The organism is uncultured Sanguibacteroides sp. (genome assembly GCF_900543425.1).
In the GTDB taxonomy this organism is placed as follows: domain Bacteria; phylum Bacteroidota; class Bacteroidia; order Bacteroidales; family Marinifilaceae; genus Gabonibacter.
This window is the reverse complement of record NZ_UQRQ01000001.1, coordinates 145,730-159,604: the sequence shown is the minus strand read 5'-3', so window position 1 is coordinate 159,604 and position 13,875 is coordinate 145,730. Positions and strand designations below refer to the sequence as shown.

8 protein-coding genes are annotated in these 13,875 nt (G+C 44.4%); all 8 read right to left on the bottom strand.

Translation table 11 applies throughout. The features are described 5' to 3' along the window. Nucleotides 1-3,414, bottom strand: coding sequence for a hypothetical protein (locus tag QZR76_RS00570; RefSeq protein ID WP_294139440.1), 3,414 nt, complete (start codon nucleotides 3,412-3,414; stop codon nucleotides 1-3). Between the two features lie 223 nt (nucleotides 3,415-3,637). Beyond that, nucleotides 3,638-4,591: a DUF5106 domain-containing protein gene (locus tag QZR76_RS00565; RefSeq protein ID WP_294139439.1), complete on the bottom strand. Its 954-nt coding sequence runs from the start codon at nucleotides 4,589-4,591 to the stop codon at nucleotides 3,638-3,640. A 40-nt stretch (nucleotides 4,592-4,631) separates the two neighbouring features. Next, nucleotides 4,632-7,568 (bottom strand): DUF4906 domain-containing protein, encoded by a 2,937-nt coding sequence (locus QZR76_RS00560; RefSeq protein WP_294139438.1) that lies wholly within the window; start codon nucleotides 7,566-7,568, stop codon nucleotides 4,632-4,634. Nucleotides 7,569-7,588: 20 nt separating this feature from the next. Then, nucleotides 7,589-8,635 carry a hypothetical protein gene (locus tag QZR76_RS00555; RefSeq protein ID WP_294139437.1) on the bottom strand — a complete coding sequence of 349 codons (1,047 nt, stop codon included), beginning with the start codon at nucleotides 8,633-8,635 and terminating at the stop codon, nucleotides 7,589-7,591. Continuing rightward, the gene (locus tag QZR76_RS00550; RefSeq protein ID WP_294139436.1) at nucleotides 8,632-9,639 is read right to left on the bottom strand and encodes a FimB/Mfa2 family fimbrial subunit; all 1,008 of its coding nucleotides are present in this window, start codon (nucleotides 9,637-9,639) and stop codon (nucleotides 8,632-8,634) included. The genes QZR76_RS00555 and QZR76_RS00550 overlap by 4 nt, the downstream gene beginning before the upstream one ends. A gap of 2 nt (nucleotides 9,640-9,641) precedes the next feature. Continuing rightward, nucleotides 9,642-11,621 carry an Mfa1 family fimbria major subunit gene (locus QZR76_RS00545; protein WP_294139435.1) on the bottom strand — a complete coding sequence of 660 codons (1,980 nt, stop codon included), beginning with the start codon at nucleotides 11,619-11,621 and terminating at the stop codon, nucleotides 9,642-9,644. Then, nucleotides 11,587-13,068 carry a DUF3868 domain-containing protein gene (locus tag QZR76_RS00540; RefSeq protein ID WP_294139434.1) on the bottom strand — a complete coding sequence of 494 codons (1,482 nt, stop codon included), beginning with the start codon at nucleotides 13,066-13,068 and terminating at the stop codon, nucleotides 11,587-11,589. Before QZR76_RS00540 ends, QZR76_RS00545 begins: the two co-directional genes overlap by 35 nt. Nucleotides 13,069-13,080: 12 nt before the next feature. Next, a complete protein-coding gene (locus tag QZR76_RS00535; RefSeq protein ID WP_294139599.1) occupies nucleotides 13,081-13,671 on the bottom strand; it encodes a DUF3575 domain-containing protein in 591 nt (196 codons plus the stop codon). Nucleotides 13,672-13,875 lie beyond the last annotated feature (204 nt).

Genomic DNA, 13,875 nt, shown 5'->3' with positions numbered 1-13,875 from the left:
TTACTTTTCACCATCAAAAACCCATTTCACCGCATCCGCGTATATGGTCTGATTGGCAACACTTCCTTTATCGTTAAGTACAATTGTAGCTTCACCCGGTGAGAAATAAAAACGTCCTAATGATAACCACCCTCTTTCCGATAAAGGGATCTCGACCTCTTCCTCCGTTTCTTCCCCGTTATGGTATACCGTATAATACTGCTTTACTGCATTCGCATTTTGTATCACCTCTCCCTTACCGTTTACGGCTATCCGATATAACTCCAAGCTATTCGGTATAAAGACCGAAAGTTCGTAATAACCGGCTTTATCCAACCGGGTCGACCACCCGACCTTAGCACTACCGTCTCCCCCCTTTTTCATCCACCCGCTACGTATGTGTCCCCCGTAAAACTCATCCGACACGACCGGTGACCACTCCTCGGAAGCAGTCATCGTATAAAAATCTTTGTATTCCGTCGTTTCGTTCGCTTTCATCCATTTACGCATTTTATTACCGGAAGAAGAGGTCATAACTTTAAATCCTTCCGACTCATTGTCTACGATCTGTTCTCCCTCTTTGGGAAAGAAAACGGCAGCATCGATATCCGTCACGCCCGTAGTAGTTTCCCTTGTTTTTCCCAATTTTCCATCCAAATAATAATTAATAGCAATAGGAAGATTGGAAGAAAGATTCGTATTCAGCGTTGCGTTGACAAATTCACCGTCACACATTATGACAATTCTCTTCGCTTCCCTCGGACCGATCAAAATATTCTCAGAACGACCGGAAGTCATATTACTCGTAACACTTATATTCCCGAAGGCATTCGAAATCGTAGCTATTTGCGTATAACCGAATGTCACCACTCCGGCAATATCCGAATCATTATACACACTTATTTGAAGACGATACCGTTTTCCCATTCTTCCGTCCAAATTATTTCCCTCCTCTTCCACTTCCTCGACAAGATAATCTTGAATCAGATAGGCAGGAATTCCCTTGGTCATATACCATTCCGGTAAAACCTCCAACCAACTTACTCCGAAACGTTTTACAAACTCCTCATCAAAAGCGACAAAATCTATTTGAGCATTCCGGTGTTCATACAAATAATTATTAATAAACTTCCTAAAATCGGCAGCAGGTATCGTCGGCATAAAATACTGCTCTTTTAACATCAACGATTTTAATTTTACGATCTGGTACAACACATCCGAAGAGAGTTCGGAAGCTTCCAATGCCTCTTTAAGACTATGATCTTTCAGGTAACGTATAGCCTTTTTTTGAGAGCTGCTATACGTCGCCCAATTACTTGTTTGCCCTTTTTCCTTACCATCCTGCCGTTTCATCAAATCAGTCAATACCACATTCATAACAGGGTAATCAGGTACGTCCAATTGACCCGTGTAATTAAAAAACAACGGCGAAATATCAAACTGATTACCGGTTAAAGCAAAATCCGTAGATGCGTTGCTTGAAAAGATTCCAACGGATACATTTTCATTCCCGGCAGCATATTCATTAAAAAACACGGACTGAATAAACTGATCCAACATCTTCTGCTCTGTCTCTATCGGAGAAGTCTCCTTCCCGTATATTTGCTTCATGTATTGCTGAGATATTTTAAAATTCATAGTCCAAAAACCGATTCCCCGTTCCGGTATCAATGCCATCTCCGGTTGTAAACGTTCACTTCCTCCCCGCTCGAAACAATAATAGGAGGCAAAGGAAGCCGGAGTTTCTATTAGCATAAAACGACGATACGGATAATCTCGTCCTTTCATACCCTCCAATATCCCCTTTGTGTTCGATACGAACATTTCCATCGAGTCTTTTATATGAGTCAGGTATCGCATAAAATCGTCATGTCCTTCAACAAGATACAGTTCAAAGGATACCGAATCCACGTTTACGGAGTACTTCTTGTAAGAACCGATACACAATGAAATTCCCGGTAGAGGATATTCAGGCTTGAATTCCGTGATTTCTCCGTTACGGCTCGATTCGCCTTGTGATAAAACCGTCCTATCCCCGGTATCTACAACCTTCAAACGATATGAAGTAAAATTCATCCGAACATCGTACCGGTTTTTCGGATTCGCAGGAGGTTCGCTTACCGGGTACCAGAGGCATTCCGGTGTCAATAACGTATACTCCTTCCCTACGATAGCATATCGCTTCCCGTTTCGGAAAAAAGAATAACCAATCGTTTGACTATCGAATATATCTTTTTCCGGTTGATTCAGATAACAGACGTTCTCATCGATGCGCCCCGCGTATTCCAACACAAGCACAAGCGTATCCCCGGACGGCACATTCTCTTTTATCTCAATCACCTGATTATCTCGAAGATAGGCCAACTCCTGATCACCTTTCAACAAACGCTTCACTTGCAGGCCGGGATTCAGATACAAAATGACCGAATTCACCTCCCTATCATGAGTATTTACAAGCTGTAAAGAAGTATTTACCTCTATTTTTCCACCCGTCTGCCGATAAGTAATCGTCTGTCGATCCAATGTCAATTTATCTTTTAAGCTATATCTATCGTAACTCGCTATGTATTTCGCACGATGAGTTTCAACTTGATAAAAGGATAAGTATAACATACAACCACATAAGATACCCCCGATCACGAACAAGGTAGAAAATTTGAATTGAACCATTCGACTTCCGGGACGATTCGGAATACGCCTCAAAAAAGTAATCGAATAGCCGATTAAACCAAATCCCAGCAAAAGCCACCCCAATCGCTGTAATAGAACAAAACCTAAATTCGGATAACCTGTTATGTCGGAATAGGTATTAGGAATCGTGGAAGCTAAAAAGTCGAAAATACCGTGTCCCTTAGTATCTAAAAAATAGAGAGTCAAAAATACGAATCCCAATAAAAACAGTATCGTCAATGCCCGGTTATGAATCAGACTTGCGATAAAAAAAGTTAACCCTAAAATAAATACCAAAGAGGGCAACAAAAAAACAATCCAATAAAAAAGATAAAGAAAACCGCTAAACGGGGCATCACTAAGAAAAAGATTGATCATAGCACCTATCACCAAGGAGATCAAAGCCACCCCCATAAACACCCGAATATTTCCCCATGCCTTACCGATAATGAAATCGGCATTACTCATCGGACGAACATACACCATCTCCATCGTATCCCATTTACTGCCACTCCAAAAATCTTTTGCCAGCAAAACGACCATGATGACCAAAGGCACACTCACAATACTTGCATTCAGATAAGGCATATAGGAAGACAAAGCGATAAAATTCCAAGAACTCCAAGGTAGTAAATTTCCTTGTACCACTAATTGAAAGCAAGCAACAATAAACAATGAAAGCGGAGTGAATACACGAAATAGCCAAGAGCGTCTTAAAATTCTTGCCTCGAAGCAAGCAACCGTGTTGATATTATATAAATTCATAAAACCAAACTATTTTTAATTTTCTCAAAAATAGTATTTTAATTGTAACAGCATTAACGAAAATATATTAATATATTATAATTCTTTATATATTCTTCCAACTATTATCGTATTGAAAATCAAAAATATTTGTTCTAAGACTTATGTAAGCAAAAGCCTCAGCGGACAAGAAAGATTCGTTCTGAAAAAAGTTTACGTATATCCTCTAAAATACCTTTAAAAATTATCGATGCAAATCATCGGCTAACACACCGAGCAGTGTCTGCAACGGCACCTCTTTCAAAACCACTTTTTTGTTGCGATCGAGCAGGTAAAGCGTCGGCATGACTGACATAACATAAAGTTCCCGCTCCCGAATATCACCTCCGTCCAATCCGACAATCCACTCCGTCGGGAAATCGTTTTTCGTGCGGTTCCATGCCTTCCGGTCATTATCCGCGTAAATAGCGAGCACCGTCAAACGTTCAGCATGAATTTGTTGCCGCAGAAATTCATTTCCTTGTAATTTCTCCATCATTTTTTGACAGTGATCGCAATCAGGGTCATAAAAGATCAACAATATTCGCCGCCCTTTCGTAGCGTAGAGTGTCTGCCGTCTCCCATCCCGGGTAAAATAGGTAAAATCGGCAGCCTTCATTCCGGGGCGATTTTTCTTTGCCGCTTCCAACAAATAGACGGGACGCATTTTATCGTATTCTCCCAAAACAGGCGTACGCACAATTTCCTCCAGAAAAAAGATAAAATACTCCTCGTTCAACATCGGGGAAGCAGACTCGTAAAGATACTTTTCAGCTATTTCCATCATAAGCGTATAGGCCACAGGATCTACTTCGGCACGTCGCATCAGGTCCCGGACAGCCAGCTGCAACGAAGTCGATTCGGCATGAGGAAACAAAGCGATAAAATTGACAAAATTCTGTTCCATAAAAGCCGTATCACGAGCGCATAGCGTATCCCGGAAGTCCATATCGTCCCAGAAATGCGTAACCACATAAGCCGCCCTTTCGGGAGCACTCCGGAGAGTCGAAGGGATTTCAGGAAGAGGAAGTTCCCGAGGCAACAAGGTATCCCCTAAAGTCTTACTGCTGATCGCCGTATCCCGTGGTTGAGCTACCCCACTGTTTCCCCAAACGGCAAACAACAGCGATAAAACGAATATTTCGCCTGCAATTCTCATATCTTCTCTATTTCATATACAAAAACGACACTCCGCCCGCCTATTCCACACAACGTATAAAACATGCATCGCTGGTATTCGCCTTCTCGTTACTGGTGAAAATGTTAGTGCTGGTTATCAAATTGAAATCGAAGGTAAAATAATTAAAATCCCAAGCAATAGCATCTCTTTCCCTGCCATTGTTCTCTTTCTGTTTTAACCAATAAATAGCTCCCGGTCGCATATAAAGATCGTAGAAAAGCGGGTTATTATCAGGCGTGGGAAAAGGAGCTCTTCGCCCCGAAGCATATCTGAGTACCGCCACTTTCCCATTTTCGTTCTTTCCGTCTTTCCGATGGCCGTACCCGGAAACTCCCAAAGGAAAAAACACGTTTCTGCCGCCGTACTCTTTTGACGTTTCCGACTTGTTGTACACGAAAACCCCGCGCATGCCGAATTTCGGATTCGTATCATACTGATAACCATAAACCTCCTCTATCTTAGAGAGGGTCTCGGTAGCTTCGTCACCGTAGAGTACACCAAAACCTTGCTCAATGTCGTCGCTACTCCATAAATCATTATAATCTTTATAAGTTGCCACGGACACTTTCTTCCCGTTTACAGTAGGATCGGAAAAACTCCCGAAATGATTTTCTGATTTTATTTCGCTCCAAAGACAAGTTGTACCTGTTTCTGCAATTAGAAATGGGGTATCCTTATGATCTTTGAAATCATCTTCTGATACGTCAACCCAGACCGGCTTATCGTTTCTATTATTAGTAGCGTCGATCGGCTGCTCCCAGTTACCGAATTTAAACAGCGAACCTTCCTCTGTGGGAGCTTCCGCTTCTCGCGTGGCCGTGCGCATATTAAACGAATGCCACTTCCTGCCGTTCTCTATTAACGCCATGGGAGCATACCCCTGACGGGCGAAAATCAGATGGTAACAACTGTAGTTATGATACTCCACACGAATCACCGCACAACGGGATTCATGTTCATCACAACCGTTAAAATATACTTGAAAATCGATGGGAGTACCCGTGCTGCCCTTCACCGTATCTTTTCCTAAAGTGATGGTTTGTTTATCACCTCGAACGATATAAGCCTTCCATGCTCCTTCTGAAGTAAAGGTTTTGAATTCCGTGGCATTTTCCATCGGTAGTCGTTTCAACACGACGTGGAACGGCCGCTTGTTATCGTGTTTACGCCATATGCCTTTCGGATTCACGACACGACGTACCTGCATAATGGTAGCGGGCTTTACGATTTTTTGTCCGTTAGACAATGTTGCCGTAAACGTAACCACCGCTTTACGCTGGTAAGCGACATAGGGATTATTACCCGTGTAACTCGTCTTAACAATCATTTGTTTGGCACGCGTATACATGGGAAGCCGATAAGTCACCGTATTTTCCTCCGGTTCTTTCACCACGTAATACCGACCGTCCTCTGTATCCGACCCGTACTCGCCTGTCGTCACCTCTTTGTAATCCCGTTCTCCCCGGTTGGTCGTTTTATAATACGCCTCGTTCGATGTGATTTTCGATTCGTCAAGAATAGTCTGCGTTGTCCTGCGAAGAGACAGGAAGCCGTTCCACGGGTTTAAAGGGGCACTCGAAGTAACCTCCGGATCCATATTTCTCCAGTAATCGAGGCTGGAAGCATTATAGGGAGCCCAGGCATTCGTATCGATTTTTGCCGATAATCCTGTCACTTTATGAGAGCCGCCGTTGACTTTAACGGGTAACAACATAGAGTGATTATAGAGGTAGGAAATGTAATAAGGCTCCGGCACCTGTATACTCGGAATCTCCTCCTCGTAATCAATATGCCAATCCACATCATTAGCAAAATGATTGAATTTCAATGTCAATTTATAATGATGGTTACGCTCCGCATCATAGTCTTTATCCGCATCCTTGCCAAGCATAAAACGATACACGATATCCCCGTTTCCCAATCTATTCTCGTTAATGGAACGATAGTAAGCCCGGACCTCGATATAAGTGCCGTAAGGCTTATTATCTTTGTAACCGTCAGCCCCCTCTTGGTTACCGTTAGGATAGGCAATCACCCCTTTTTCATTTGCATCCTGACGCTTACTTTTCCCTTCACCCTGCATGTTTTCATAAAAGAAAAGCGCATCGGCAGTTTCGGAATGATCGCTTCCGTGCTTCGGTTTTCCCTTGGTGACACGTACCGGCCAGGTCTCGTCGTAAGGCTGATTCTTAGGATCGGCATATGTTATCGTTTCGCCTTCGCGAATAAGTTCGTCCGTTTTAACGGGAGTATTTTTCTGTCCAAGGAAACAACGAGCGGGAATATCTCTGATCTGCACAGATTTAATGTAGATAAAAACCCCTTCCTCAAGGTTCGTACCGTCGTAAGCTATCGTCACTTTCGAAGCCGCACGGCGTATCCAGGCATGCAGCCGCATATTTTTTTTGTTGACAGTCAATACGGGTGCCTCATCATGAATTTCATCCTCCTCGGTAAAATGACCGAACATCTGGTTATTTTCGGCCACCTTGCTTTGCCAACCAAAAGAGATACTTTTAAGGCCGTCTATCGTCTGGATTTTCTCTGCATAAGAGCCGAGATCCCCCATGTTGGCTGCGACATAGATATAATAGCGCCCGTAAGGTATCGTCAATTTAAACACGGCCCGGGGCGTAGAAGTTTCAGCTATTTGGATCCCCTCCCTGTTTTCGTTTTGTACGGAAAATTGTCCGGATACAAGCAGGTGACGCTTCACCAGCTTCCCTTCCAAATCATACAATAACACGCAAAGATTTTCAATACTTTTAATGGTATTGCCAGCGGTCTTAGCTTTCCCGGCCAAAGCCGCAGCCAGCGGTTTAAACTCCACGGTAGCCATTAAGGAACTTTCACCCTTCGGCACAAATTCATCTTCTCCACCTATCAAATCATCGGTACAAGCTGCCAGTCCGATGGTTAATATGTACAAAATACCATATAAGATATTGCGTTTCATATTCTTAAATACTTCCTTTGTTACAATCCAAAATCCGGTTCAAGGACTACCTCCCCGTAGGGTTCGAGATCGACCTGCCAATTTACCTGATTGTCATTGATAATGATCTTTACGACCACATGCGTGTTGCGCGGCAGGCATGACAAGTCGGGAAAATAATCGCTCAACACCGCCCCCTTGTCCAAAGAGATGGACATCCGGTAATTTCTCGGATCTCCGCCCGGATCGGTATATTTACCTTCCAACAAATAGATCGGGTCCAACGTGATCTCCTCTCCAACAGGTAGTTTTATATTCTCCTTCCGTTCAAACGTGTAATACTCGTTACTCCCTATCGTGGGAACGGCATATTCGGTAATCTCCTTGTTTTCGTTATATTTTGTATCTTTCGGCAGGTAATACTCCCGACGAGCCATCTTATCGATACTCAATCCGGTGAACACTCTATCGCTATTAGTGCGATTAATTATCCGGAAAGAAAATTTAACGGCAGCCCGCGTCACGTAAAGCCTGCAATAGGCATCACTGTCCGCGACCTCTATCCTGTGGCATTCGCTCATGGGCAATGGTCCGAGAATCTGCTCCGAATTATTGTCTAACTGTATCGTCAATCCCCCCAACCTGTTCTCCGGAAAGGGCAACCCGACATAAATCGCCGAAAGATCCTCCTTCAGCAATTTGCGGAATACTCCGGTCTCTTTCGTTGGAATCATCGTCTCTTCATTGACAAAAAGATAGATCCGTTTGGTTTCTTTGCCTACCACCCTGAACAAAAGGTTCCCGTATGTCTCGACAGCCGATGAGAGTTCCAACAAACGGTTTGCTTCCACCGTATTGTCGGGACGCACCACGACGATGCGCAACGTTTTCATCTTCTCGTTTTCGTTCGACGCCGGTTCGCTGTTTCGCATCCGTACCGGTACGCCGGATAAAGCCACGTCGATTTCCAGATTTACCAACGTGTCTTCTCCCTCCCGTGTCTCTTCAATTCCTTCGCGACTGCATCCCATGAAAATAAGGCACATGAGAAACGGTATGATATATGCCAACAATTTTATTATTTTCATAACTCTGTTTCGTTGAGTCTCACGGTCCAGTCATTAACCTTGATATAAGTCCTGAGCCAGGAATAATCCGAGCGAAGGAAAAAAATCAACGACCATTCGCTCTCTCGGTCGAGAAACTCCTGTGCATCCATCTCGGCATAAAGTTCACTCTTCAATAACAACAGATAGTTATTGAGAGGGATATCGATAATCTCCGCTCCGTCCTTCTTCCTCTTGATAACCAACCGGGGATTGTTTTTCGTCATCAGCCGCGACGTCGAAAACTCCGCGTAGGCCACTATCGCCTCTTTTCCCCTCTCCACCTCCCCTGCTGACGCTTGTCCCTGCGCCCAGGGTGTATACCTCACTACCCCATTGCCGATCAAATCATTATTTGCACCGAAAAGTGTATTGTCGTCCGTAATTTCGAATTCGAAATCCTCATCGTTTACCGGATCGCCATTGGTCTGTTGCAGAACAATCCTGATGTTATTCGTGTTCTTCATCATCTCCACCACTCCTTCCCTGTAGGAGTCAGCTGTCCGTAATCTCAATTCTCCCCAGTACATATCATGCAGCCTCTTTTTTCCGGCCACCGTGAGACACTCCCTGTCCATAGCAGCCTGCAAATCGTCATATACAGCCCTTTTGTCCGGCTCCGCTACCATCACAAAAGAACTTTTCTCACAAGCCAATCCCCCGTACGCCACAAAACGGTAATCTCCCTCCTCCAAATCCAAGGTCATCCGGAATGCTTCATCCCGTAACTCGGTCCCCGTCACAACCCGCTTCGTCACGTAACGGCCTTCCCCATCGTACACAAGCAATGTCAGACAATCCACCTTTTTCGGAAACGCATTGGCATACTCCATATTATAATCGTACACGAAACGCAGAGACACACCCTGCGGACAAGGTTCGAGGTCTTCATAAATACGTTCACACGAAAGTAAGGCCGTTGCTAACATAACGCTCTGCACCATGCCGATGAAGCGTGATATTATAAACTGTTTGTTACTTTTCATTTTTAAAATTCGATATTATTGACACGTACGGTCCAAGGCAACACTTCCACCGACACCGTCAGGTATACCTCACCGCTTTCATCCGGATCGTCGGGATCCACCGGGTCGGGATCGTTACTTGTAATACGGGGATGCCCCAGCTTGCTGATACTCGTTACTGCCAGTTTATACACGTTATTGCGTACCACGCCGAATTCCATTGTCCCCATCGTACCGGGAAAACCATTGTCATTATGACGGTTCCAGTAATAATAGTAGAAATAGTATCCCACTCCGGCATGATTGTCTTTATCCATCTCCGCATCATTGCTTGCCTGATAAAGAGTGAAACCGGCTTCGGTAGCAGCCTTACGGAAAGCGGCAAGCGCTTCCTCCGTTTTCTGCACATCCCCTTTGCCCTCATCCCAAATCTCTATCAGCTGCTGGTATAATTTATCCGGCCCGCTCTCCTCGCCGATCCTCGCTGCCGAATGGAGCGGATGTCCCGGAGCCGCCTGTTGTGCTGCCACCTTCACCCCGGTGTTCCACCCCACGTATATCTGATTTTGGAAAGTATACAAAATGGGGTAAACAGCATTGCTGCCTTCCACGTTATACGTGTATCCCTTTATACCTTCAGGCAAAGTATATTCGCCCCGGATAGCCTTATAAAGCTGCTCATTCGTCGTTTCAAGATTGGTTCCGGCAAGTAGCTTCCCTTTAAAAACGATCCCCGTCGAAATGCCGTTTTTCTGGTGGTCGTCATTCCCCGGAATCGTATTCTCCGTCACATAGCGCCAGATACGATAGTCCTTCACGACCGAAGTTCCTGCTTCCGGCGTCCAGCCTTCGTCATTGTCTTCACGTCCCTTGATCACATCGTCGATCCAGTAATTGTCCCATTGCCTGCGTGTACTGGCATCAATACGGCCATCGTTGTTAAACAGTCGAAAATTAAAATGATCTTTCAGTTTATTGATTACTTCAGGTGTGTTCAAATCATTTTGTTTGAACTCTGCATCCGTATCTACAACGTAATTGGAAGCGGTTTCCTTGCCGCCGATTACCGCATTCTCTCCCTTCCCGTCCGCAGACACACGCCGCAAGTAATAAAACTCTTTGCTCATATTGACCAAACCCATGCGGATCAACTGTACTTGCAAGCCGTCGTCTTCCTTTCCTTCGGGCGTCCTTCCGATGTTGTACGTATTCTTTCCGGTACCACTCCCGTCCCTGAAATCAAAACGTGCCACGGAACGTTCCACATCGATCGCTCCCCTATCGTTCGTAGCATTATCGTAACTTCCACCGTTATCCCCGCTCAGATTGAAGGGATTCGCTTCGGTAGCGTATGCCTCCACCCACTCTTGGAACGTATTGGGAATCAACCGCTCGGTCTTTCCCGCATTAGACATAAGAAACAACCCGTTAGACCAAATGGTGGTATTCTTGTCGCTACCCTCGATATCATTCTGTAACACACGGCAAACCTTGTTCGTCCAATCTGCTTCATGGCCTTCTTCTATGTTAGACAGCTCGTCAATCAGGTCCTGCGTGGGATTACAAAATACATACACGTGAACTTTATTGTTGCCCGGATCCTTTAAATTTCCGTTGTTATCATACAATTTTTGGATACCTGTTCTACTGATTGCCGCAGTAGCGGTTATAGTAGCCCGGGTTCCGGGTTGTACCGGAAGTCCGCCTACAATACCATGTGTCACGTATTTATCTTTCGTATCGGCCAACACCAGAAGAATGGAAGCCACATGATTCTCATAATCCTGGCCCACCTCCTGACCGGTATTCCCCGTCGTACTGCGCGCCAATGCCTTGGTCGGTAATGCCACGTTCACATTCATATACAACATCTCCCGCTCTCCTTCATCATCAGGCCATCCGTCGGGAATTTTCTCTTCGCTGTGGCAGCCAACTATTAATCCGGCTACGAAAAAAACAGCTAAAAATTTACTCCAATGTTTCATTTGCTTTGTTATTATCATGCTGAGGTTGTTTTTGAATAGATTCATTTTTCAGTTTTCCGATTTGTTTTAACATAGTTTCAGCCTTCACAATACCTTTCTCTCCGGCTTCAACGAAAAATTTCTCTGCCGCATCGTAATCGCCCGCAAGTGCGGCATAAACTCCCCGGGCATATACACTCTCTGCCGTATTACCTGCCTTACGGAGATAACGCTCTGCCTTTTTCAAATCACCCATAGCCATCGCCGTATTGGCTGCATTAAGGTTTGCCGTCGAATCGGTAGGATACATCCGCACCGCAATTTCGAATACTTCGTTAAACTCTTCACTACCCGGCTCCATTTCCTGCGTAACGAGGAACATTTCCTGAAGACTCAATTTCTGAGGACTGGTAGCCAAAAGACTTCTTATCTCGTCCACATTCGTGTACGGGCGCACGACATATTCCACCGTATAATCGGAATGCCGCAAACCGGGATAGACGTTTTTCAACAAAAAGCGATAATCCGCCGGATAAGTCAACTTGATTTTATTTTCTTTGACATCCGCATCCATATTGCTTCGAATCAGTTCCAGAATACCTTGCCGATTGGTCAAGTCGGAACCTTCCACATACCGGGCCAATCCCGCCCAATCCTCCGGTTCATAAGCCGTCGACAAGAGTGTATCGGCAAAATCATACAATCCTTGTACGTATTTCATCAGCGTTTCCGTACGCCCCTTGGCCAAACGAGTGTTGTTGGCATAGGAACCCTCCGGCGAAGCATACCCTTTAATATTGATAGCGGTAATCCACATATCCGGGTCATTCCGTACAGCATCTATCGTGCTTTTGATCTTTTGTAATTCCGCCGGGTTATTCCGGTAATTTTCATGGATTTCCGTCCGGTTCACGGGAAAATCGATATAGGCAGAACCCTTCTCTTCCCGCATCTTAATTTCCGCCTTCGGAGGTATATAGACAAATTCCGGTCTGAATTTTTCCGGCTCGAGGTTTAACGAAGTAAGCAATTCGCCGTTTTCCATCAATATTTCGCATTGACATCCACACTCTCCCTCCTCCATCGTAAGTATCGCCGCGGACATCCACTTTTCGTAGGGTATCACCGTGCGGTATTCGATAACCGAAGCTTCTCCGCAACGATAAAGTGTCATATCATCCGATGAAAAACCGTTACGCAAATGATAGTAGTAACGGTTACGACCGGCGACCACTACCGAAGAAAGACGCAAACTGTCTTCCTCTCCTGCCAATGAAGGGGTGAACACCACCTCCCGATTACTTTTCAATTCCAAAGCCGAAACATCGATATCCATCGAAACGAATAATTTGTCCTCCGTACGGGAAACAGCAAGGTTCGATACCGTTACCTTTCCATTCATAATTGTTTGCGCCTCGGCTTCCATTATACTAAGCAGGAGTAACAAGCCACCGCAAAGTATTTTCATTATTCTCTTCACATCCATAATCCCTATGAATTAAAACGTATATACCAGATTGACTGCGGCCTTCGTTGGACCGACATAATTATGTGACTTATTTTTCGCAAGTTTCTTCCCGCAGGTAGCGCAAGGATAACTGTCATAACGAGTGTAAATGTAGCCTATTCCCAACTCCGCTTCCAAATTCCAGTGTTTACCCAGTATCCACGCGTAACCGTAAGCAATACCCGCACCGACGAACCATCCCTGATAACGACGATCGGAAAGATTCGAAAAATCAGTACCAAGAAAAGAAATACTATTCTTCAAACTTCCTATATTATACTGACCACCCAAAGCATGCGCTCCCACGAAATGCCCGGCAAAACGGTCACAAAACCAATAACGGGCTTCCGGCTGAAGGAGCCAATGTTTCCATTTTCGCTCGTGCGAAAGCGTCCAGCCATTGTAATTGGCAGATACATCCAAGGTCCAACGGGATGCAAGTCCCATCTCCACACCTGCATTCACAGTATAAGCGGCAATATCATAAAGCAGATTAGTTTTAACCGCCACATTTTGACTTTTGGCACAAAGACTCCCCAGTGCCATGCATAAAAACAGAATTGTTCTAATTTCGACTTTCATCTTCATTTTCTCATATCTATATTTTATCTACGACAACATACACTACAATAAATTGCAGATCTCTATGCAAGAAATCTTTATGTAGATTAAATATTTGACTATTAGAACAATAATAAAAGACGTGATTTGATTTTTATATATTTTATAATTTTTTATTTTTCCAGATTCATAATCCCATCTTAAATTTTATTTATTATTAACATT